This is a genomic window from Sinobaca sp. TMA16-18 (genome assembly GCF_059510535.1).
Genome location: NZ_JCAKFM010000007.1, coordinates 118,666 through 139,690, shown reverse-complemented (window position 1 = coordinate 139,690; position 21,025 = coordinate 118,666). Strand labels below are relative to the sequence as shown.

The window sequence follows — 21,025 nt, the reverse complement described above, 5'->3', positions numbered from 1 at the left end:
TTTTTACCTATTTAAAGTTTTGATTTAGTTGGTCTGAATGGTTATCAAAACTTCTCTTTATAACTTTTCTACTTATATGGTTTGAAGATTATTAATAAGAGCTGAAAGCTGACGCAGCCCTTTGGGACCGTCAAGATTTATGTGTAAACGATCGATCTCGAGAGACGAGCAGGAAAAACTGACGAAGTTTTATTTAGAGGACGTAGAGCCAAGCATCCGGGGGCGCTATTAAATCGTATGATTAAAACAGGTTTTAACCGGGTATATGTATGAGGTGACAAACTATAACGCAAAGGAGCGATTATATATGGGAAGCCAATCCGTTTCCGAACTAACTGGAGGTACAAACTATAAAGCGAGTGAAATTGACAGCTTTGTAGAAAACAATCATGTTACGGTTATTTCTAACAATGAAAACCAATTGTTTACAGAACCGGACCGGGAATACAAAGTCGTCTATAAATTCGGCGGCTACTTCGATCATTCGAAGAAACTCGGCGGAAAAGAATTCGTTGAAAAACCAACGTACATCGTAGAAAAAGTCTAAAAGCAGATGATTCTGCATTGAAGACAAAGGAAAGACCGGTACCCACTAATGGGGACCGGTCTTTTTTAGTGTGCCTGATCCATTGCCTGGGCAAGCGATGAAGCAATCGGCACATCCTGAAAGCTGATGCCAAGATTGACGGAGGTCTGGGCAATTTCGGGACGCCTTCCTGCCAGCACAGGCTGCACACCAATCAGCTTTAACGAACGGATCAGTCCGAAAATCTGATGAGCGACATATGTATCGATGCTGGCTACGTCGGATAGATCAATAAACAATTGCTGTTTTCGGATGAAATTTTTAAGAAGGCCAGTGGAAAAAGTGTTTATAAAAGTACACTTTTAGGAACGGTGAAAATAGAATGAAAAACAATCGTTGTGAACGTCTGTAAAAGTGTTAATTACCTTTACGGTCGTTTTTTATTTTGCCTACACATTTACGAACGGAAACGGTATACTTTCTAAGAGAAATGTAAAAAGTGAGGGGAAACCGATGGAACACCGTCACTATGCGTACATACGAGTCAGCAGCAAAGATCAAAATGAAGGACGACAAGTGCAAGCAATGAACGATAAAGGCATTCCAAATCGAGATATCTTTATGGATAAAGTGAGTGGGAAAGATTTTCAAAGGGACCAATACCAGCTTTTAAAACGGATGCTTTGAAAAGGGGATGTGCTCTATATTCATTCCCTGGATCGGTTTGGCCGGAATAAGGAAGAGATCGTGCAAGAATGGAATGCGATCACCAAAGAAATCCAAGCCGATATTGTCGTCTTGGATATGCCCTTACTCGACACCACGCAATATAAAGACAGCATGGGGACCTTTATTGCTGATCTCGTCCTGCAAGTTTTTTCCTGGATGGCACAGGAAGAACGAGATCGGATTCGAAAACGATAGCGTGAAGAAATCGATATGGCCTTAAAGCAGGGGAGAGCGTATGGAAGACCGCAAGCACAGGTAAATGATGCTTTTTAGAGGCTTATAAGGAATAGAAAGCAGGGAGGATCACAGCAGTGATGGCCATGCAGCGAGCTGATGTGAAGAAAACCATGTTTTATAAATTAGTGAAACAGATAAAAAAGTAAAATGGTATATACGTGATCTAGAAAAGAGGACCTTTAATGAATTACATTTTTTATATTGCTTCTGCAGTTTCTATATTGATAGGAGTGATGTTACTCTTTTTTATAGATTCATCAGAATGGGGAAGTATTTTTACTGTCATTGGCATTTTATTTTTAGGTCTGCATTTTTATTTCTCCCCTTCATTTAAAAAATATCGAATAGGGGGAATTATACTTATTGTAGGAGCATTACTGGCTCTATTTTCCCGTTTGATTATGTGAGAAGAGAGGGGATCTATTAAATAGTAATAGAAAGGAAGGATGATATTGAAGGATAAAAACGCCATTTTTCATGGATTAAGTTTTATATTGGGTATTTTTACTTTTGCTGTTCTTTTCAGTGTCGCAACAGCAGCAGATAATATAATAATAGGGGTAGCGGCTGGGGGTACCATCAGCTTCTTTTTTCGCTTTACCGTGTACAAGCATTTTAAGAAAGAAGGTATGACCACATTTGACCAAAATTTTGATGGGACAAAGAATCCGATCGCCTATTTTGCCATTTTAACTATCCTGATGACAGGCTTTCTTTTTACCTTTGAAAGGTTATGGATGAGTATATTAATGGGAGGCGTCATTGCTGCCGTGTCTTTACTTATTATGTTAGGAGGCTACTTTTTCTCGATGAACCGACAAGGGTATCAATTAAAGAAGGGAAAGTGGATCGTTCAACCGGAAACAAAGGATTAGATTAGTCTAACGAGAGGGATCAACAAGTAAAAGAGAGGGAGATATCTATCCAATACATAAAACCACTTATAAACATATTGATTGGAGCATTGATCGGTTTCTTTTTGCTTTTAATATACAGTGAGCTTTTCTTAGATGGTATGGAATGGGAAAGTACTATCCAAAGAGGTCTTATTATTGTAGCTTTCTTTTCTATGGGATCCATCTTTTATACCTTTTTGAAAAGCAGAAAACCTGCCGAATAAGAAGTTTTAAAAATGCAATGGTATGTACATAAAAAAAGAATGAATAAACAAACCGAGTACAATCCTTGTAGAGTCTGCTCGGTGAGAGAAGAACATCCTCCCTCTGAGATACACATTATAAAAAAGGCAGGCTTTGTATGACGACATGATAAATTGTTACAAGAATAAGTATCAGCGTTTTCGGAATAGGTATCTTATTTACGGATTACTTTCTATTTGTCTATCTTCCTATTCTATCGCTTATCGCCGCCCGTATCGTTGATTATCAGGCAGATAGGAAATGGTACAGTCTTCTGACCGCTGGACTGTATGCGCTCGTCTTAATTATCGTTTTGGCGCCGTAATGTATAGAAAATCATGTAATCGTATAGGAGGTCATCATGACAACGGTCCAATATTCGATGCGAATCCTTATTTGTATTCTGGCCCTTGGTTTCTTTTTCGCAGATCATTCTATAATGGGGCTGATTATGCTAATAGCATTCACTATTCTTACTCTTATCGATTATCAAGCAGAGAAGAAAAAGTCTAATTTATTGTATACTTTTTTATTTTTGTTCATCTTATTCGCCTTTTATATCGTATAAGGCTGAATACTTCGAACAGACAAGAAGGAGGGGAAACGTGAAAGCCATCCGTATGACGTATTACCTCGTAGCGACAGGTATTCTCCTATATATTCCGTTAGCGATTATCTTTGAAGCGCCTACTTTATCTTGGATTTTCTTTGGTCTTGTGGTGTTTGTAGGGATACCCATCAATATGTATAGATGGTACATAGTAGAAGAGTCTACCAGAGACCGGAAACATTCCGCCTTCGCGACACTGCTTGTCTTCGTTCAAGCTTATATTTTTCTATTTTTTTAATGGGGGTAATGAAAAGAACAAACGAACTATAGATTTAGAGGAGAAAGGAAAGTCTCCTGTCTTTTTATAGAGGAGTTAAGTGGGGGAAGGTACATGACAAAAATGGTTGTTTTATTTATAACGGCTTTGATAGGTATTTCTCTTAGGTGGGCAATTGCAGGAGAGTATCACCCCTCCCACCTTCAGGGGGCGTCTATTTTCTTGCTGGCTTTACCATTTTTTCTTTGGATTAGCATAAGGCAAAAGCATAAAGACGCCGCTTATTCTCCAACCGATTCAAGTAGACAATGGACAACTGTACTTAAAGACAAGCTACTCACAGGAGAAAAGAAGATTTTTCAAGGAGAAGAATTAGTAGCTACATACAACCGATTTTACGCCAAAAGCTATCATAAAATGGTAGCGGATGTAATGCGTACACCAGGACTCTGGTTTTTGCAATTAACATTCCAATTTCAAGACGGTCGAACGTTTATCGTCTCTAGTGAAGAGAATTGGAAAGGACATGCATGTTATACCATTTGGGAAAATAACACAAGGAGAGCAGAAATTAAAAGTGAGCTAACAAAAGAACATATGAAAAAGTTGCTGGAGCATATGGTTTTAGAAATCGATGGACATCTCTATGAATACCGAGCAAATACGGTTCGAGAGCGAATGGAGGTATATAAAGACGGAGAAATGATAGGGGATGTGGAGCGGGATCTTATCGGCGGGGTTCGTTCATTAAGCATTAGCTCCCATGTAGTAAGTGATGAAAATAAACCGTTATTAATAGTTAGCTGGATTGTTTTTTCCTATCGATTTAATAAATAGAGCAAACTTTAATCACAACACAATGAAATTTCTAACAGAGAAAAGATTATTTAAATCGTTTAAGAGCGGAATGCCCGTTCTTTATGTGAACAGGATCGATAATATGTTTTTGGATGGGATAGGCGTGACGAAGGAATTACTGCAGATCATCGACCACCATCCATTTGATACAAAAGTACTCGAAGCAAGTTTTAAAAATGCAAAACAGGTGCAGCAGTTAAGTGTAGCCGGCTGTCACGCGGTGACCCTTTCTCCTGATGTAATGAAAGCATCGTTTGGTCATGAAGCACGGTGAAAAGTTTGAAGGGATTTAAACAAGATTAGAAAGGGGCTTACCAGATGGATTTCAAAAAGGAGTAAAAACAGTCCGGAAATTTCCAGACTGTTTTTTTACTAGTTTTTTGGTCAATTTTCTAAGATTTTCTTTTAAATTTTAGTTGGGAAAAACCTTGAAGTATTTCAAAAAATAAATAGAATTAATATTACTAATTAAAAATTCATAATTTTCAAAAATATGATATTATATAGTTGAAAAATCATAATAATGAAAAAGAACGTATTTTTCGCCTTTAAGACTGGGTCGTTATAATCATAAAGTAAGCGCTTTATTGCAAGAATGTTACGTTTCGAAGATCTGCTTTACAACTATTTTAGTGATTCAAAGTTATCTGATGCTTTAACAGAAATTATCATCAGATGTTACGAAATGGAAAGACTGAAGCCAAGTGAAAAGGCGTCAACAGTCAAAAATAGTAACCAAAATAAACGGAAGGGTGATGCGCTATGCCTGGTCCGGATAACATCGATTTGATTTCTGCCGCACTGCGCAACGGTCAGCTTAAAGTCAATTCTGATGTGATTGAGTTCCCTGCTCAGACCTCCAGCCGATTCAAAGGAGCGGTGGCCGGGAAGTTATTCCCAGGTCAGCAATCTGACGTTTTAGAACCTTTCAAAGATGGAGGACAAATTAAAGTTCCGATCCGCAAAATTGGCCCTAACCAGCGGAGTCATATTAGCCGGATTTTAGAGGGACAACAGGCCCAGGAGGAACTCAAAAATGCCTGGGAGCGCTTCGGAGGTCACTTCTCTGCACTCGGTCTACCGCTGGACCCGACTTTTCCCGTTTCTGAGGTGGAACCTGGAAAGTGGGCTCTACAGTGCCGATCTGGTCAAATTCAATACAACCATCAGAATCATGAGACACGTATCACTGAAAAGTCTGTGGTCAGTGTGCGGCTGGTAGCGATTGAGTGCCAAGTACGGCAGGAAAACTCCGACGAGGTCTATGGAGTGATCTCCGTACATGGACCAGCCAACCGATTGATTCAGTCCATACGGATTCCAGACAGCAAATACTTGAATATGGGCAAACCAGGGGCAAGGCTGACGTTCCCCCAGGTCCCTCTGGTAAATGAAGTACCAGTAGAAGATTTATACCTTCGCGTAGCATGGATTGAAAAAGACAGTGGGGACGTAGAGGCTATAACCCGTAAAGTTGCCGCCAAGTTGAATGAAGCCGCTGCCGCTGCAGCCGGGAGATTGATAGGTGCTGGAGCTGAGTTGGTTGTAGCCAGCGAGAAAGAAACATTCTACGACGCTTCTTTGTGGGTGGTAGGAAATGTTCTCGGAATGGGAGACGATGCCTGCCCAGTGAAAGCCAAATTCATTTCCGCAGGAGAACTTATGGGCGGTTCCGGGCCCCCACTTCAACCTAATTACCGGCGTAAGGACGGTTCCCGCCCCGTAGAACGGTGGACTCACGATCTTGTTGTTGAAGGCGTTGATGACGGTGGTGATAGAGGCAGCTACCGGTTCTTCTTCGAGGTATTACGAAACGATATCATTACCACTTGACCATAAGTGTAGTGGAAAGAGAAAGAGCAATACCGCTCTTCCTCTATGTATTTCACTGTTAGAAACATTGCCATTTTCTGAAAATCATGCTAGTTTTTTTAAACAAAATAGTTATTCCTACTGTTGAATAACATAAAGAGCAGCTACTTTTGGCCGCTCTTTTTATGTATGTAGAAATGCAAGCTATTCTTTACTTTTTTTAAGAAAAGTTTGATATTCTATACTAAAAAGGGAAACCACATATGCTATCTTTTTTGTTTATAAGATTCTAATAAAAAGTAAACAAAACAAAAGCTTATTATTGAAAGGGGACGCTTTCAATGCTTACTCAACAACAAAAGGAACAGAAAGCATCGAAACGATTAGGGAAGATGTTTCAAACTCATTTTGGAAAAGGCCCCGAGGCGATATACGTGATGAACACCCCCCCTTTTGTAACGATTTATCTGCAAGGTTTTTTAGCTCCAATGGAAGAAATATTATTGCATCAGGATAAGCAATTGCAGCTGGAACAATTACGTGAACAACTGATGATCAAAGTTCTTCCTGTTATTCAGCAGATTGTGGAAGAAGATCTCAACGAGACAGTTCTGGAAATGTATTATGACTGGAATTTTCGCAAGAACAATAAATGCACAGGGATGGTGTGGATGGTACTGGATGTTTCTCCAAATCAGATAAATACGTTTCCATGGCCTAAAGAATTGAATGAAACGATGTTTCGCCGTCAGATTATTGAGCTTAGCAGAAAAGTGCAGAAGGAACCGGAGGAAACCAATCTATTCTGGTTAAATCCTCGGTTGATTTTAGTCGAACGAATTGGCATTTTTGTTGAAATTGAAAATGCATTAATCGAACAAAACTATGGCGAGACCTTAAAGACTGTAAAGCGCCCGCTCGAAAAAAATTTATTTGCTAAGCATGTGTTGGAAAGCCTGTTGCAGCGAACGATCCATGAGACATTTGTCGATTGGCATTTCCAGAAAGATAAAGGATATTTATTGATTGGTTTAGAAAAACCGAAAGAAAATAAACAAAACCAGCAATAGTTTGATTTAACTAAAGAAATCTCTATAAGTATTGCTGCGATAACCAGGTGTGATCAGGATGCCGTCAACATTTCCCGTTATAATTTCCTGTATAAACCCAGTCTTCATAAATCCAAAAATGTCGGCGTAAATCATGTTCAAAAGCAAAAATATCCATAATAGTGAAAGGTTCATTTTCATGTCTTCTTTATTAAATTCCATATTTCATGCCCCCCTTTTATGTACACATGAAACATTGTGTTCAGAGGGGACAAATGTTCTTGTTTGAGAGTACTTTTCTTTTAATAAACGCGATCATTTTTTTATATTGTTCTTTATAAGGGTTAAAAGTAGTATATATTAAAAATTATAGAAGCTGTTGGAACTTTGTCAACTATATATTTCCAAAAATACAAAAAAAGGAAGTTTTTTTGATTAGAGGCAGATGGCGTACGTTTAAGAACACTCCACTTGGGAATAGTAAGAGTAACACCGTTTAGAATAATGACGTGGTTTCGGATAAATGGATCTAATTAACTTTATACATGACCGGCTGTAATTAGAGGAATCAATGCCTGCTAATAGGTCGAGAAAGGCGCATAGGCCTTTTTCGGCCTATTTTTTTATGGCTTCATTCAGCCAGTCCGTGTAAAGCAGCAGAATAATAGCTGACGAAACCAGGGAATTATCAATTAAAATAGAAAGGAGGGAAAAGACAGTGAAACACTTAAAAGCACTTAGTATGAAATTTCTTATGGTTGCTGTTGTCCTATTAATTGTCTTGACAGCATTTTACAATGTAGAAGTCGGCAATACACTGATTATCAGTTTGGTTCTAACTTTGTTGGCTTATTTGCTCGGGGATCTTATGGTTTTCCGCAAAAAAGAAGATCATACAATTCAACCCGCTTCGGGTCAAACGACTCGAGTCGGCACGAATGATGCTGATTCAGACCAGACAAAGCGTAATGCTATGGCGACAGTTGGAGATATCGTTCTGGCCTTTCTTGTAATTTGGTTGATGGGAGATGTTATACTTGTCACCAGTGATGACATCGTACAGGCAGCCATTATTTCCGCACTTATCATCGGCGCAGGAGAATGGTTTTTCCATAAATACCTGGACCAGAAGGTTTTCCCTGAAAAAGATCACCATATAGCAACTTCAAACCGGTAATTCAAATAAAGCTGTATCGTAGAATGGTCTGTATATTTGTTTAAGTATTTTGTTGAAAAGAGCTGCAAATTCACTAGCGGATTTGCAGCTCTTTTCTAATGCTTTATAAGAACAAATCAAACATAATCTGCCGAAGAGGCTAATCGCTTAAAGAAAGGATGCCGCAAATGGATACCCAAGAAGAAAACGAGCAGCAGGCATCAAAACGGTTAGGGAAAATGTTTCAAACGCATTTTGGAAAAGGGCCTGAGAGTATCTATGTGATGGTCACCCCACCTTTTGTCACCATCCATTTACAAGGGTTTTTAGCTCCAATGGAAGAGGTGTTATTGAACCAAAACAACCGGTTGCAATTGGATCAATTACGCGAACAGATGATGATCAAAATTCTTCCTGTCATTCAGCAGATTGTGGAAGAAGAAACCAACGAAACGGTTCTGGAAATTTATTATGATTGGAACTTTCGAAAGAATAAAAAATGTACGGGAATGGTGTGGATTGTACTGGACGTTTCCCCATCACAAGTAGATGCGTTTCCGTGGCCCAAAGAATTGAATGAAACGATGTTTCACCGACAAATAAACGCTCTCAGCGAAAAAGTGCAGAAGGAACCGGAGGAAACCAATCTATTCTGGTTAAACCCACGGCTTATTTTAGTTGAACGTATTGGCGTTTTTGTTGAAATTGAAAATGCCCTAATCGAGCAGGACTATGTCGAGACTTTAAAAATTGTAAAGCGGCCGCTGGAAAAAAGAATATTTGCTAAGCATGTGCTGGAAAGTCTGTTACAGCGAACGATTGAAGAAACATTTGTTGACTGGCATTTTCAGAAAGATAAAGGATATTTATTGATTGGCTTAGAAAAACCGAAAGAAAACCGAAAGAAGAGGGGAGGAAACACCGGAGCGGATTGATATAAAAGGGAAAGTGTGATATAATTAGAATAATATAAAAAGCGGAACAGCCGCTTATACATCTAAGGTACAGGCAGTAAACAAGAACGTTTGTTGTCTAAGCCACATCTCCTCTTTAGGGAAGATGTGGCTTTTTCTATTGGCATTAAAAGGAGGCGTTACCATGACATTATTTGCTTTTGTCTATGTTAGTAAAAGCAATGAAGTATTAGTGGGAACGGAGGCAGAAATTAAAACAATTACAGGTGAAACAACAGAAAACATATTCAGCGAAGTGGAAGAATTAGTGAAAGCTCTGCAGCTTTATCGTTCCCAGGAAATGATTATTACGTTTCTCTGCTATCCTTCTGCTTTACGGCATGAATGGGAAAAAGAAGCTTGTACCATAGTAGAAAAGAAAACCATCTATGTAAATAACACTACTATGGACGTGCAGGCTGACATAAGAAATGATTCATGATTCGATTTTCTTTAAGAAAAATAGGCATTCTTTGTATAACGACAAAACGTACGGCAGGGCCGTTCTATAAACCTATGGTACAGTCAGCAGACAAGAACGTTTGTTGTCCGAGCCACACCGCCTTTCGAAGGCAGGTGTGGCTTTTTTTACGGACTATTCTGAAAAAGGAGGAAACAATCATACAACAAAAAGAGTACACATGGTGAAAGAACGCAAGAAGAGAGGTATCCAGATAGAAAACAAAAAAAGGAAAAGGAAGGTGCGATACAATGACGACAAAATTACAGGGTGTATATGAAACCGCACATGAAGCAAGAGAACGCGTGGAATATTTGAAAAAACAGGGCATTCGTTCCAGCGACCTTTCCATCGTTCTCAATGATGAAGAACGGGGAACTATTTTGGCCGAAGAGACAGATACCAATATTCAGGTAGAAAATCCACGGCAGCGAAGCAAAGAAAAACACGACTTTCTGGACAGCATGAAGGAAGTGTTCTCCGGGACACCGGAAGGTATCGAACACGGAGGGCACACTAAAGATACTTTAATCCGGTTAGGCCTGCTGGAAGAAGAAGCGCTTCTTTATATCGATGATATAGAACGTGGAAATATGGTGGTGCTGATCCATGCGGACAGCTCGTATGCTGCCAAAAATAGAGGCTGAAATCAATCCCAATCGTTTTAAAAAAGAAGAAATAGTGAGTACAAGAGAATGACCGGCTCATTGTAACGAAATACGATTCAAAAAAGGCGAGTAACGCTGATAACATCGAATAGACATATAATCTGTATGATAAAAAAAGGAGGCTTCCCATGAATACTACCCCTTTGGTAGCGTATCTTTGCCGCAAGCAGAACCATGAAATTATCGTCGGTACATTAAGTGATCTCAAACCATGGCGGGAGCAGGGGTACCAGCTTGTTTGTTTTATTTCGGAAGAGGAACTCTATGAAGCCATCTCCCCCTATCATCCCCGGGAATGGATTATTACGACCGTCTCATTTCTACCAGTTGTGCAAGAACGACTTCATGTGTTGATGAAAACAAAAGAAGTGGATTTGGATATTGTTCCTCCTTATTCGCTTCTTTCAAATCCTCTTCGTCATGTACGAAAAGAGAAGGGATTCTTTAACCAAAATGATCTGTCTAAGCAAGTGACAGGGGGATAAGTTGGTTCCTGAACAAAAATATCATTGTCTATTTAGGCGTTTTTATACTAACCATAAAAATTGTTTTCGTCAAATCAAAAATAGCATGTTGGGAAAAAGGAGGAGTAGTATGAACAGCTTAACGACATATATGATCACAGCTTTTATTATCCTCATTGTTATAGCAGTTGGAACCTTCATGCTGATGAATTGAACATTTGATAAAAAGATGACCGGTTGAACAATCGCATTAGTTCATATGCTGGCAGTCGATCCATCCATTCCTACATCGATATGCCTTATATAAAGTAAACAAGGGGGGAGAGAAACATGGCTGGAAATCAAAACTCAGCCTTATTTTTAGAAAATGGAATAGTAACATGTGGAGTTATTGTGATGCATTTTAAATGTCCTCTTGTTTCCAAACGAGGAGAACACAAAGTGAAAAGACGTTTTTTTGGCAGACAAAAAACGAAAAAAAGCAATTTTGGTAAGATTGTGTTTGCGATTCAGGACGCGCTTGAAACAAATCATCCCTATGAACTTATGATAGAGGGGAAGCGATATACGGTTGTTTTACGGAAAATATGTAGAAAAGAAACCGACGAGCAAACATTTTTTGTCGCAACAGGTCAATTAAGTGAGAAAAAAACTCTCTCCTCTTCTTTATAGAGAAAACACTCCAGCGATTGTTTTCTCTGCAAAGAAAGAAAAATCAGATTAAACGTCCGTAAAGGTTATAGATAACTTTATGGGCGTTTTTCGTATGGTCTGTACACTTACAAAAAGAATAGGAAGACTCTCCACAAGAATTTTATATATAAAAAAGTGATATTTGGACTTGGGAAATATCAGCGGGGAATTTGAAGGTCGATATAAGTTGAAATTAAGTATATGATTACCTTGTATTAAAATCTTAGTAATGGGGTGAAGCAAATGAGCACAGCTTTAATCATTGTCGATATTCAAAACGATTATTTTCCAAATGGAAAAATGGAGTTAAGCAACCCTGAAAGCGCAGCTGCGAATGCTGCTAAAGTTCTTGAATGGTTTAGACAAAATCAAAAAGATACTATTTTTCACGTACAACATATCGCAAGTGATCCGGCCCTCGGCTTCTTTCTTCCGGATACAAAAGGTGCAGAACTGCATGAAGCAGTTCAGCCATTGGAAGAGGAAAGCATCATTGTCAAAAACTTTCCGAACAGCTTCTTAAAAACGAAATTAGAAAACCAATTAAAAGAAAAAGAAATAACAAAGGTAGTAGTGGTGGGCATGATGACACATATGTGTATCGATGCAACCGTGCGGGCGGCCGCGGATTTAGGCTATGAAACAACACTTATCGAAGATGCCTGTGCGACAAGAGAGTTGGCTTATCAAAATAAGACCGTTTCAGCAGAACAGGTTCACTATGCGTTTGTCGGCGCCCTCCAAGGCATGTATGCGAAAGTGACATCAACCAAAGATTTCCTGCAACAGAAAGCCACAACCCTATAAAAATGATAATTATAATGAAAAATGGAAACTTGTTTTTACAAGTTTCCATTTTTCATTGTTTTATGGGCATTTTTTTTATTGTCTGCACATTTATAAAAAAAGTAGATAAACTTTCCACCGTAGGAAAAACTGAGGTAGATTATCTGTCAATTTAATGGTTTTTTTAATCATCAATTGTAAAAATAAAAGGAGGCAGTTTCCTTTTATTTCAAAAATTCACGGGAGGGAATCACATGAGAGTAAAAAAACCGACAGTAGAACAATTAAAAACAATCGCAGATCAATTTCACTTACATTTGGAGGACGCAGACGTTGCAGCGTATCAAGACTTGATAGAGGGCACACTCGGTTCATACGCGCGTCTTGATGAATTGGCAGAGCCGACTCTTCCGGTTAAATATCCTCGGACACCCGGCTATAGGCCTTCTGATGAAGAAAACAAGTACAATGCATGGTATTGGAAGTCAGAAGTTACAGGTGAAAAAGAAGGGCTGCTTGCTGGAAAAAGGATTGTTCTTAAAGACAATGTCAGCCTGGCAGGAGTGCCTATGATGAACGGATCCGCTTTGTTAGAAGGGTATATACCAAATGAAGATGCAACTATAGTCACCAGAATCCTGGAAGCCGGCGGTGCGATCGCAGGAAAAGCGGTCTGCGAAGATTTTTGTCTGTCAGGTGGCAGCCATACCTCTGCCACAGGCCCTGTGTTGAATCCGCACGATGAGACACGCTCCACCGGTGGGTCTTCAAGTGGATCCGCGGCGCTCGTTGCTTCTGGAGAAGTGGATATGGCCATCGGTGGAGATCAAGGAGGTTCCATCAGAATGCCGAGTGCCTGGTGTGGTATTTATGGATTAAAACCGACTCATGGCCTTGTTCCGTATACTGGTATTGTACCGATTGAACAAACATTAGATCACACAGGTCCTATGGCCCGAAGTGTTGAAGATGTAGCTCTTCTGCTCGATGTACTTGCTGGAGAGGACGGATTGGATGCAAGGCAGAGCGGGCTGAAAAAGAAAAATTACAGTGATGCTCTTCAGGAAAAAGTGTCATTAAAAATAGGTATTGTCAGCGAAGGATTTGAATGGGACGTTTCGGAAGAGGATGTCAGTCGAAAGGTCAAGGAAACGGCAGAGTCACTAAAAGAATTTGGAACAGTTGTTGAAGAAGTATCCATCCCCATGCATGTGGATGGAATTCATATATGGAATGGCATTGGTATTGAAGGTTTGACCTCTATGATGATCAACGAAAACGGAATGGGGAAAAACTATAAAGGCCATTATAGTACTTTTTTTCTAGATTACTATGGAAAGTCCAGGAAAATAAGAGCGGATGAATACTCTGAGACGGTCAAGATGATCATGCTGCTTGGTGAGTACATGCGGAGCCAATACAATGGAAAATATTACGCCAAGGCCCAAAACCTCGCTCGTTCATTGAAAGCTGCCTATGACAAAGCTTTTGAAGATTTTGATATACTTGTTATGCCGACAACCCCCATGAAAGCAACCGAGATTCCTCCCGCAGACGCCACTCGTGAAGAAGTGATCGGAAATGCGCTCGGTATGATACAGAACACAGCGCCATTTAATATTACTGGCCACCCTGCGATGAATGTACCGTGCGGAACATCAAATGGACTTCCGGTTGGAATGATGCTTGTTGGGAAAATGGGTATGGATGAGCAGGTTCTGCAGACAGCCTATGCCTTTCAATCTAAAGTAACGTCGGTACAATCAGTCTCCGTATAAAAACCATCTGAGAATGGATCGGTTCATATAAAACAAAAAAGAATTGTGACACTATAGTCGTATTAAACCCATCGTGGATCCACAGATAGACGATGGGTTTTGTTGAGCGTGGTAAATTGTTAAAACTTGGAGGCTCCACCTTAAAGATTCTATATAAGGATAAATGTCGTTTGTTCTTCCATACTAAGAAGACCATTTGTATCACGCCGTTTTATCATTCGAAAGCAGTCGATTTATTCCTTAAAAGGGTTATAGAGCATTAAAGAAGAATACATAAAAGAGACGGATTTTCTCCCCTGGAAGAGTTGAATGAGGTAGTTTTTAATGAAAAAAAGAAGCGGAGGGAAGAACATGGGGAAAGTATGCCTGGGAATGATTTTATCAGTCGATGGGTATATCAGCGACCGGAATGGGGAATTGGGGAAACTGTATGAGAGCTTTGAGCCGAACGAAGTGATTCAAGCGGAAATGGCCAACACGGGAGCGGTTGTAATGGGACGGAATAGTTTTGATATGAGCGAAGACCCGGACGCTTATGCAGATAACTATGAATTTCAAGTGCCATTGTTTGTGTTGACCCACCACCCTCCTGCGAAACATCCAAAAGAAAATGAGAATCTCACCATTACATTCATAACAGACGGCATTGAAAGCGCGATTCAACAGGCCAGAGAGGCAGCCAAAGAAAAAGATGTGGTCGTACTGGGAGCAGATGTCGGCCAGCAGTTGTTAAAAGCACATTTAGCGGATGAACTGCAAATCGGGATTGCGCCCATCATACTTGGCCGGGGCGTTCGATTATTCGAGCATTTGGAAGAACTTGAGATCCGATTGGAAAAAAGGCGGACTATCGAAACCGCAAAGCAGGTGGAAATCTGGTATAAGATCATGAGGGAATACTAAATAAAAACAGAAGTATGTTTTCTTTATAGTTTTAGTTATTCAGCAGTTAGGCATGCATGCGTCCGATGATACTCTGAGCTCATGCATGCCAAATGTACAGCTTTTGAGAACTGGAGATTTTTTCAATCACAAGCAGCTGGATTTAATGAAAAATTAACGATACTTATTTCTGAAAATATAGAATTTTCATTTAAATGGGCGTATAATATATAGTACAAATTCAGGTGAGCATACATATAAGAAGCAGCCTTCATTCACGGTACTCCAACGGGAGGGAGGGCAGAACGAATCGATTTACATCCTGAAATATCACTCAGAGGAAAGGGGGGATCAAGTGGCCTGATACTCAGTTCTGGGGTGAATTTGGGAGGGAAGAAAAATGGTCCAGCAAATGAATAACGCATTTTCATTATTGAAAGGAGAAGGTAAAGCCTATTGGTTTGATGGTTCACTTATGGAAGTAAAGGCGACTGGTGAAGAGACAAACAATGCCTTTTGTATGGTGGAAGGACTGCATCCACCCGGCTATGAAACGCCGCTGCATCTTCACCGAAACGAAGAGGAAGTTTTTTATATTCTGGAAGGTCAATTAACTTATACCTTCGGAGACCAAACGATTAAAGGAGAACCGGGATCGTTTATTTACGCGCCGCGCAACATCCCCCACAAGTTCAAAGTGGAGGGCAATGAGCCTGCCAGAATGCTGGTTATGCTGTCACCTGCAGGAGTTGAACGGTTCTATATTGAAGCCGGAATGCCAGCTACAGAGCGTAAACTGCCTGCAAAGACCATTATGCCGGATGTGGAAAAGATGATAAAGTCCGCTCAGGAATACGGTATCGAGATTCTGGGATAGCTGAACGAGATGCCAACCTGTCAACTGAATCCCGCTAATGGTAACTTGCCGTCTGTCCCATAACGATAACAATGGGAGGTAAGAAAAATGGAACAACGAGTAAAGAACGCTTTTTCAATTAAGCATGGGGAAGGCAAAGCGTATTGGTTTGATGGAACTTTAATGGAAATAAAGGCAACGGGTGAAGAAACAAATGGTGCTTTCAGCTTGATTGAAGGACAGCTTCCTGCAGGGCATGAAACGCCGCTGACGGTCAAAAAAAATGAAGAAGACGTCTTTTATGTTCTGGAAGGCGAGATCTCCTTTACCTTAGGCGAAGAAACGATTGCCGGAAAACCGGGGACTTTTATCTATGCCCAGCGCGGCACGCAGTACAAGATGAAAGTGGGGGACTCTTCTCCTGCAAAACTACTGATCATGTTTACACCTGCCGGCATCGAACAGCTGTATATGAAGTTTAGTGAGAGCGCCCAAGAATTAAAACTGCCACCGGTGAGAAAGGAACTGGACCTCGGGAAATTTGCTGAGGCTGCAAAGAGTCACGGTATTGAAATTCTGGAATAGGTGGGAATAAACAATGGAGAAGCAACATAACCATGCATTTTCGCTGGCCGCTGGGGAAGGAAAAAAGTATTGGTTTTTTGGCTCGTTGTTGGAAGTGAAAGTAATGGGGGAGGAAACAGGTGGTACCTATAGTTTACTCGAAAAGGTCGATCCGCCGGAATTCGTCACCCCGATGCACATTCACCATAATGAAGACGAGTACTTTTACGTGATAGAGGGGGAAGCCACCTTCACAATTGGTGAAAAAACCATGTTGGCTAAGCCCGGCACTTTTGTTTTTGCACCGCGTAACATTGCCCATATGTATAAAATCGAAAAATCCGGACCTGCCAAAATCATTATGATATTGGCGCCGTCAGGATTAGAGCAGTGGTTTATTGACAACTGCTTTCCAGCGACCGATAATGAAATGCCACCGCAAGACGTGGAAACCGAATTGAAAAAGCTATTAGGAGAAGCGCCCAAATATGGAATTGAAGTGTTGGAGTAACGAAAGAAAAGATATGCTGGGAGCACACCATCTGGGCCCTGAATCAGCCTTTGATTCAGAGGTTTTTTTTGTACATCCGGCATGGCAAGGATATCCAACGCGAAATGGAGCCAGGTTATTTTACAAATCAAAGGGAGTTCGGTCTTCCCGGGCCAAGAGTCAGATGATCTGTTTCTTTCATGATAATCCCTCCTCGATACTGCTGTAAAAGTATCTTACCAAAACACCGGTATAGGATCGAATAATGTGTACCGGGGGCAGACTCTCTTCTTATAAACAGCTGGATTTTCCATTATACTAGTATAAAAGCAATGTCCTTTCTTTTAATTCTATCTGCCGGGAGGGTGTGACCATGCTGCTTACTCCATTTATCGTCGGTATTGTGTTTATTATCATTCATTTTTTTGCAGGCGCTCTGGTCCCTTCTGGAAAAGTCATGCGAATGAAATGGTTCTCGTTTTCAGGTGGACTTGCGGTCTCTTATATATTCGTTTATCTGCTGCCGACGTTACATAAAGAACAAACAAATATTGAAGAACCATACCGTCATTTTACGATGGAGTCTGAAGTTTACTTTGCCGGACTCATTGGCGTTGTGCTTTTTCTGGGCATTCAAATTATTATTAAGCAGAACTATATTTCCCACACGTCCTCTTTCTGGTCAGCTATTTCCTTTTATGCTCTCTACAATGCCCTCGTGTCCTACACGGTATTGTCTTTTGAAGTTTCCGTCATTCAGGCGATTTTTTATTGTTTTGCCATTGGTCTGCACTTCATTGCAGTAGCACATGATATGTGGCGGGAGTTTCCTAATGAATATAATAAATACGGACGGTATATGCTTGCTCTGGGAATCGTGATCGGCTGGATTTTTGCTTTAAGTACTGATTTAAGACCGCTCTTTAAAGCGTTTATTTTTTCCATTGTATCTGGAGCGATGATTTTTACCGTGTTTAAACATGAACTGCCAAGCGAAAAAGATACGCACTTTCCATCCTTTTTGGCGGCTGTCCTGATTTACTCCGGCATTACGATGTCGTTAACCTTCTTTTTTGAGTGGTAGCTCTGTCGCTGCAACCATGGACTAATGCTGTATCAGGTTATAGAGAAAGGAATGATGAAACTAAATAATAAAAATGCTGCGTATATAAGGGGCTACTGTGTATAAAGGTACCACCAGGGCTGTATAAGCTGAAGAACGGAAAGTGGACTGTTAAATCGAAAGCAGACTGACAGATGGTAAGCCCCTGAAAAAAATAGACATCTATTTACCGATAATGTTAGACTGATATAAATGGTTAATTTTTACATAAAAGAGGTGATAAGCTATGCCTGTCTGCCAGCATTGTTCATCCGCATGGAAATGGGGGGAAGCGGTAAAGCATTCTTTCACTATTGACCAGGGAATGACGTGTCCATACTGTAAATCAACGCAATATCCAACAGCACATACACGGAAAGTATCAAGCGGGCTGTTATTTCTGACTATGTTTCTTATATTTGCATTCAATTTTATACTGGGACCGTCTGTCTTAGCAGTAGCGGGTTTTCTGATGGTACTGCCATTATTTTTAGCAGGTTATCCTTTTTATCTTAAACTTTCTAATCAGGAAGAATCGTTATTCTGAACTAAAGTACATAAGGTAAAAGAACGAAGTGGTTTTTATGCAAAAAGAGATTATCACTAAGATAGTTGATGATGGGCCACGTATTAAGTATGAAGAGGAATCATTCACGCTTCATGATGTGGTAGATGAGCAGCCAAGCAAAACAGAGGGTAAACATGAGAGTGAAGTAGTTTATTAGAAATATAAAAAAACGACCAGGCAGACAGACTAAAAAGTCTTCTGGCTGGTCTTTATTTAAAAAATTACAGATAAAATTAATTTCAAAAATCATCCAATTTGAATAATGCTGAAGTATAATAAGTATATCTTGATACATCACGAATATACCATGTAAGGGAGAGGATTTATACACTGTACAGGGTGGAGAGGAAGCTGATATGAAGACGAGGGAAGCTGTAATGGTTCGATGGACGTACGTATTAGGTATTGCTTTGCTTATTGCTGCGGCTTTTGTCTATATGGAGAGCTGGTGGCATCTGTTTAATCGGTTGGAGCAGGTGGGTGTTACCGTTGGTTTCCTTGTATTGTTATTCGTGTTGGCCTATCTCTGCCGGAAAAAGTATCCCTTTTTCAGCAGACTGAGCTTATTTGCTGGGTTTATCTGCCTGGGTCCTGCTGTTGTTCTTGTAGGAACGATTTACCATTCTCAGGCAGAAAGCTGGTGGTTATTGCTCTTCTGGCTTTTTCCTGTACTGGTTGTCACGCTTCAGGTGAAAATTCGATCGCTGCTCCTGCTTCGATTTTTTCTGTTTCAGGCGCTGCTCTGGACGATTATTTTTCCGGGTTATTACAGTTGGCCGGAAATTGGCACACTGATCGGCCTGTTAGCAGCATCTGCCGTTAACGTATTTATCTACTGGTGGAGTATAAAAAAAGGAAAAGATGTTTTGCTGCAGCATGCCTGGTTTGCTGCTGTTCTTTGGTTTCCTTTCTGCGGAGCCGTACGGTACGTGCTTCCGGAAGTGGAAGTGTTCGCAGGTGCAGCCTATCTTGCCATTCTGGCCGCGTCCTTTTATGCGGTGCGCCGCAGACCTGCCGCGCTTAAAATAACAATTGTGTTTGCGGGGCTGTATGCGTTTCAATTCCTGTTTATTACGATGATGGACATATACAGCGGAGCCGTCTTTGCTATAATCTTTCTCTTTGCTGCCGGTGCCGTTTACGGCAGCGTGAAGCTTATTTCTTCGTTTGCGAAACGGGGACGGAGCGGGCAGTCTAAATTGTTTCTTCTGCATACGGTGACTTTTGTTGGAGCATTAACAGCGGCGGGCGCTTTCAGCGGCTTCGTCGGCCTGTTTTTATTTGAGGAACTCTCTATTGTACTGTTTGTAAGTATTCTGGTCCTGTTCAGCTTTGTGTTGTGGAAAAGGGGTTTGGATTCCTTTTTTTCTCAGGCCATCGTATTTTTCAGTATGATTCAATTGATTGTCTTAAGCGCAGAAGCGGCTGTCTGGCAGATGGTTCCTCTGCTGGCGTTGACAGGATGGATCTGGATGCGCGACGAACGTCCTTTTTACCGGATCATCGTGTATGCTTTAGCCAATGCAGCACTGCTTACCTGGCTCTTCTTGTTAGTGGAGAGCACGCAGGCTGTGGTCTGGATGGCTGCCGGATTAAACCTGATACTGGCGGCAGCAGGATACTGGCGGTTTTCCATTCGAATCCTTTATCTGCTTGGATACCTTGCGGCGCTGGTGCTTTTGTTTCAGCTTCCCTATACCGTGATGGGTACGGAGCTGCTTTATTGGAGCTATCTGATAGGATATTTTTTGCTTCTTACAGGACTGCTTTATGGTCAGGTGCAGCAAAAAGACAGAACCGCTGCTGCCATCACAGCCGTACTTTGGTTCGCTTTACTTTTTATTCAGTATATCGATCTCTTCTGGGCACACGTTCATCTGACATTTACTCTTTTCCTCCTGGGAGTGGGATTTCTCCTCACTGCCTATATGCTGGAAACGAAAAAGCAGCTTCGTTTAGAAGAAGCCCCCCTGCACCTCGGGAAACTGTCAGCTGCTGCAGTGCTGCTTGCTGCAGCGGTTCTGCTGATTCCAGCGGTTCAAAAGGAAACCGCATTAAGAGACGGGGAGACGCTTTGGCTGGAGGTGGAAGACTACGGTCCGGGATATGAAGGCGCAGGAAACCAGGCGTATATAAATATGTACGGCGGGACAGATGAGGAAAACTTTATAGCAGGAACTTACGTGTACGCCCAGTTGGAAGAAACAGAAGATGGCAGCTATCGAATGTTTAATATCACAGCAAGTAAAAAAGAAGCAGGGTCTCCTCACCTTCGTGGCAGAGTCAATGCCTGGAACGGAACAGAATTTGGAATTGATTCGTATCCTGCGCCGGAAGGAGAAATCAGCCATGTGTTTCTGCGGATGGGAACGGATGGTGTGGCGGTAATAGAGGATGTGCGGTATCGATAGTAATATATAACAACGCA

The 21,025-nt window shown here is 40.9% G+C and carries 27 protein-coding genes and 1 pseudogene; 26 read left to right on the top strand and 2 right to left on the bottom strand.

Features of this window, described 5'->3' with window-relative positions:
• Positions 1-307: 307 nt before the first annotated feature.
• Positions 308-547: a hypothetical protein gene (locus AC5W14_RS13395; protein ID WP_496058365.1), complete on the top strand. Its 240-nt coding sequence runs from the start codon at positions 308-310 to the stop codon at positions 545-547.
• Positions 548-612: 65 nt separating this feature from the next.
• Here AC5W14_RS13395 and AC5W14_RS13390 read toward each other — a convergent pair whose 3' ends face one another.
• Positions 613-840, bottom strand: coding sequence for an STAS domain-containing protein (locus tag AC5W14_RS13390; protein ID WP_496194750.1), 228 nt, complete (start codon positions 838-840; stop codon positions 613-615).
• Positions 841-1,039: 199 nt separating this feature from the next.
• Here AC5W14_RS13390 and AC5W14_RS13385 point away from each other — a divergent pair.
• The 9 genes and pseudogenes from AC5W14_RS13385 to AC5W14_RS13345 all read left to right on the top strand — a co-directional run bounded on the left by AC5W14_RS13385 (position 1,040) and on the right by AC5W14_RS13345 (position 7,198).
• Positions 1,040-1,638: pseudogene (locus AC5W14_RS13385) on the top strand (recombinase family protein).
• Positions 1,639-1,674: 36 nt separating this feature from the next.
• Positions 1,675-1,899, top strand: coding sequence for a hypothetical protein (locus tag AC5W14_RS13380; RefSeq protein ID WP_496194722.1), 225 nt, complete (start codon positions 1,675-1,677; stop codon positions 1,897-1,899).
• A gap of 45 nt (positions 1,900-1,944) precedes the next feature.
• The gene (locus tag AC5W14_RS13375) at positions 1,945-2,367 is read left to right on the top strand and encodes a hypothetical protein (RefSeq protein WP_496194721.1); all 423 of its coding nucleotides are present in this window, start codon (positions 1,945-1,947) and stop codon (positions 2,365-2,367) included.
• A gap of 625 nt (positions 2,368-2,992) precedes the next feature.
• A complete protein-coding gene (locus AC5W14_RS13370; RefSeq protein ID WP_496058352.1) occupies positions 2,993-3,199 on the top strand; it encodes a hypothetical protein in 207 nt (68 codons plus the stop codon).
• Between the two features lie 37 nt (positions 3,200-3,236).
• The gene (locus AC5W14_RS13365) at positions 3,237-3,479 is read left to right on the top strand and encodes a hypothetical protein (RefSeq protein ID WP_496058351.1); all 243 of its coding nucleotides are present in this window, start codon (positions 3,237-3,239) and stop codon (positions 3,477-3,479) included.
• A 93-nt stretch (positions 3,480-3,572) separates the two neighbouring features.
• On the top strand, positions 3,573-4,295 hold the full coding sequence (locus tag AC5W14_RS13360; RefSeq protein WP_496194720.1) for a hypothetical protein: 723 nt from the start codon (positions 3,573-3,575) through the stop codon (positions 4,293-4,295).
• 22 nt (positions 4,296-4,317) lie between these two features.
• The gene (locus tag AC5W14_RS13355; protein WP_496194719.1) at positions 4,318-4,590 is read left to right on the top strand and encodes a transaldolase family protein; all 273 of its coding nucleotides are present in this window, start codon (positions 4,318-4,320) and stop codon (positions 4,588-4,590) included.
• Between the two features lie 488 nt (positions 4,591-5,078).
• Complete coding sequence (locus tag AC5W14_RS13350; protein WP_496194718.1) at positions 5,079-6,149, top strand: hypothetical protein; 1,071 nt, start codon at positions 5,079-5,081, stop codon at positions 6,147-6,149.
• Positions 6,150-6,469: 320 nt separating this feature from the next.
• On the top strand, positions 6,470-7,198 hold the full coding sequence (locus AC5W14_RS13345; RefSeq protein ID WP_496194717.1) for a Na-translocating system protein MpsC family protein: 729 nt from the start codon (positions 6,470-6,472) through the stop codon (positions 7,196-7,198).
• Between the two features lie 6 nt (positions 7,199-7,204).
• On the opposite strand, the gene AC5W14_RS13340 is transcribed toward AC5W14_RS13345, so the two are convergent.
• Positions 7,205-7,399, bottom strand: coding sequence for a DUF6326 family protein (locus tag AC5W14_RS13340; RefSeq protein ID WP_496194716.1), 195 nt, complete (start codon positions 7,397-7,399; stop codon positions 7,205-7,207).
• Positions 7,400-7,895: 496 nt separating this feature from the next.
• On the opposite strand from AC5W14_RS13340, the gene AC5W14_RS13335 reads away from it, so the two are divergent.
• The 16 genes from AC5W14_RS13335 to AC5W14_RS13260 all read left to right on the top strand — a co-directional run bounded on the left by AC5W14_RS13335 (position 7,896) and on the right by AC5W14_RS13260 (position 21,008).
• A complete protein-coding gene (locus AC5W14_RS13335; RefSeq protein WP_496058345.1) occupies positions 7,896-8,354 on the top strand; it encodes a DUF2512 family protein in 459 nt (152 codons plus the stop codon).
• Positions 8,355-8,521: 167 nt separating this feature from the next.
• Complete coding sequence (locus tag AC5W14_RS13330) at positions 8,522-9,268, top strand: Na-translocating system protein MpsC family protein (RefSeq protein ID WP_496058344.1); 747 nt, start codon at positions 8,522-8,524, stop codon at positions 9,266-9,268.
• 163 nt (positions 9,269-9,431) lie between these two features.
• On the top strand, positions 9,432-9,728 hold the full coding sequence (locus AC5W14_RS13325) for a hypothetical protein (RefSeq protein WP_496058343.1): 297 nt from the start codon (positions 9,432-9,434) through the stop codon (positions 9,726-9,728).
• Between the two features lie 269 nt (positions 9,729-9,997).
• The gene (locus AC5W14_RS13320; protein WP_496058342.1) at positions 9,998-10,393 is read left to right on the top strand and encodes a general stress protein; all 396 of its coding nucleotides are present in this window, start codon (positions 9,998-10,000) and stop codon (positions 10,391-10,393) included.
• Positions 10,394-10,542: 149 nt separating this feature from the next.
• Entirely contained in the window at positions 10,543-10,899 is a 357-nt protein-coding gene (locus AC5W14_RS13315) for a hypothetical protein (protein ID WP_496058341.1), read from the top strand.
• Between the two features lie 309 nt (positions 10,900-11,208).
• Positions 11,209-11,550: a hypothetical protein gene (locus AC5W14_RS13310; protein WP_496058340.1), complete on the top strand. Its 342-nt coding sequence runs from the start codon at positions 11,209-11,211 to the stop codon at positions 11,548-11,550.
• A 264-nt stretch (positions 11,551-11,814) separates the two neighbouring features.
• Positions 11,815-12,378, top strand: a complete 564-nt coding sequence (locus AC5W14_RS13305) for a cysteine hydrolase family protein (protein WP_496194715.1) — start codon at positions 11,815-11,817, stop codon at positions 12,376-12,378.
• 233 nt (positions 12,379-12,611) lie between these two features.
• Positions 12,612-14,135: an amidase gene (locus AC5W14_RS13300; protein WP_496194714.1), complete on the top strand. Its 1,524-nt coding sequence runs from the start codon at positions 12,612-12,614 to the stop codon at positions 14,133-14,135.
• A gap of 351 nt (positions 14,136-14,486) precedes the next feature.
• Positions 14,487-15,038: a dihydrofolate reductase family protein gene (locus AC5W14_RS13295; protein ID WP_496194713.1), complete on the top strand. Its 552-nt coding sequence runs from the start codon at positions 14,487-14,489 to the stop codon at positions 15,036-15,038.
• Positions 15,039-15,417: 379 nt separating this feature from the next.
• On the top strand, positions 15,418-15,894 hold the full coding sequence (locus AC5W14_RS13290; RefSeq protein ID WP_496058336.1) for a quercetin 2,3-dioxygenase: 477 nt from the start codon (positions 15,418-15,420) through the stop codon (positions 15,892-15,894).
• An 87-nt stretch (positions 15,895-15,981) separates the two neighbouring features.
• The gene (locus tag AC5W14_RS13285; RefSeq protein WP_496058335.1) at positions 15,982-16,458 is read left to right on the top strand and encodes a cupin domain-containing protein; all 477 of its coding nucleotides are present in this window, start codon (positions 15,982-15,984) and stop codon (positions 16,456-16,458) included.
• Positions 16,459-16,471: 13 nt separating this feature from the next.
• Positions 16,472-16,948: a cupin domain-containing protein gene (locus AC5W14_RS13280; RefSeq protein WP_496194712.1), complete on the top strand. Its 477-nt coding sequence runs from the start codon at positions 16,472-16,474 to the stop codon at positions 16,946-16,948.
• Between the two features lie 352 nt (positions 16,949-17,300).
• Positions 17,301-18,011 (top strand): DUF3270 family protein, encoded by a 711-nt coding sequence (locus AC5W14_RS13275; protein ID WP_496194711.1) that lies wholly within the window; start codon positions 17,301-17,303, stop codon positions 18,009-18,011.
• Positions 18,012-18,276: 265 nt separating this feature from the next.
• Positions 18,277-18,576: a TIGR04104 family putative zinc finger protein gene (locus AC5W14_RS13270; protein ID WP_496194710.1), complete on the top strand. Its 300-nt coding sequence runs from the start codon at positions 18,277-18,279 to the stop codon at positions 18,574-18,576.
• Positions 18,577-18,613: 37 nt separating this feature from the next.
• Positions 18,614-18,754 (top strand): hypothetical protein, encoded by a 141-nt coding sequence (locus tag AC5W14_RS13265; RefSeq protein WP_496194709.1) that lies wholly within the window; start codon positions 18,614-18,616, stop codon positions 18,752-18,754.
• A 199-nt stretch (positions 18,755-18,953) separates the two neighbouring features.
• Complete coding sequence (locus AC5W14_RS13260) at positions 18,954-21,008, top strand: DUF2157 domain-containing protein (protein WP_496194708.1); 2,055 nt, start codon at positions 18,954-18,956, stop codon at positions 21,006-21,008.
• The last annotated feature ends 17 nt before the right edge of the window (positions 21,009-21,025 follow it).

Bases quoted from the DNA above. Each gene is read 5' to 3' on its own strand.
- AC5W14_RS13395 (WP_496058365.1), top strand. From the start codon at position 308: ATGGGAAGCCAATCCGTTTCCGAACTAACTGGAGGTACAAACTATAAA.
- AC5W14_RS13380 (WP_496194722.1), top strand. From the start codon at position 1,675: ATGAATTACATTTTTTATATTGCTTCTGCAGTTTCTATATTGATAGGA.
- AC5W14_RS13370 (WP_496058352.1), top strand. From the start codon at position 2,993: ATGACAACGGTCCAATATTCGATGCGAATCCTTATTTGTATTCTGGCC.
- AC5W14_RS13360 (WP_496194720.1), top strand. From the start codon at position 3,573: ATGACAAAAATGGTTGTTTTATTTATAACGGCTTTGATAGGTATTTCT.
- AC5W14_RS13355 (WP_496194719.1), top strand. From the start codon at position 4,318: ATGAAATTTCTAACAGAGAAAAGATTATTTAAATCGTTTAAGAGCGGA.
- AC5W14_RS13350 (WP_496194718.1), top strand. From the start codon at position 5,079: ATGCCTGGTCCGGATAACATCGATTTGATTTCTGCCGCACTGCGCAAC.
- AC5W14_RS13345 (WP_496194717.1), top strand. From the start codon at position 6,470: ATGCTTACTCAACAACAAAAGGAACAGAAAGCATCGAAACGATTAGGG.
- AC5W14_RS13340 (WP_496194716.1), bottom strand. From the start codon at position 7,399: ATGGAATTTAATAAAGAAGACATGAAAATGAACCTTTCACTATTATGG.
- AC5W14_RS13330 (WP_496058344.1), top strand. From the start codon at position 8,522: ATGGATACCCAAGAAGAAAACGAGCAGCAGGCATCAAAACGGTTAGGG.
- AC5W14_RS13325 (WP_496058343.1), top strand. From the start codon at position 9,432: ATGACATTATTTGCTTTTGTCTATGTTAGTAAAAGCAATGAAGTATTA.
- AC5W14_RS13320 (WP_496058342.1), top strand. From the start codon at position 9,998: ATGACGACAAAATTACAGGGTGTATATGAAACCGCACATGAAGCAAGA.
- AC5W14_RS13315 (WP_496058341.1), top strand. From the start codon at position 10,543: ATGAATACTACCCCTTTGGTAGCGTATCTTTGCCGCAAGCAGAACCAT.
- AC5W14_RS13310 (WP_496058340.1), top strand. From the start codon at position 11,209: ATGGCTGGAAATCAAAACTCAGCCTTATTTTTAGAAAATGGAATAGTA.
- AC5W14_RS13305 (WP_496194715.1), top strand. From the start codon at position 11,815: ATGAGCACAGCTTTAATCATTGTCGATATTCAAAACGATTATTTTCCA.
- AC5W14_RS13300 (WP_496194714.1), top strand. From the start codon at position 12,612: ATGAGAGTAAAAAAACCGACAGTAGAACAATTAAAAACAATCGCAGAT.
- AC5W14_RS13295 (WP_496194713.1), top strand. From the start codon at position 14,487: ATGGGGAAAGTATGCCTGGGAATGATTTTATCAGTCGATGGGTATATC.
- AC5W14_RS13290 (WP_496058336.1), top strand. From the start codon at position 15,418: ATGGTCCAGCAAATGAATAACGCATTTTCATTATTGAAAGGAGAAGGT.
- AC5W14_RS13285 (WP_496058335.1), top strand. From the start codon at position 15,982: ATGGAACAACGAGTAAAGAACGCTTTTTCAATTAAGCATGGGGAAGGC.
- AC5W14_RS13280 (WP_496194712.1), top strand. From the start codon at position 16,472: ATGGAGAAGCAACATAACCATGCATTTTCGCTGGCCGCTGGGGAAGGA.
- AC5W14_RS13275 (WP_496194711.1), top strand. From the start codon at position 17,301: ATGCTGCTTACTCCATTTATCGTCGGTATTGTGTTTATTATCATTCAT.
- AC5W14_RS13270 (WP_496194710.1), top strand. From the start codon at position 18,277: ATGCCTGTCTGCCAGCATTGTTCATCCGCATGGAAATGGGGGGAAGCG.
- AC5W14_RS13265 (WP_496194709.1), top strand. From the start codon at position 18,614: ATGCAAAAAGAGATTATCACTAAGATAGTTGATGATGGGCCACGTATT.
- AC5W14_RS13260 (WP_496194708.1), top strand. From the start codon at position 18,954: ATGAAGACGAGGGAAGCTGTAATGGTTCGATGGACGTACGTATTAGGT.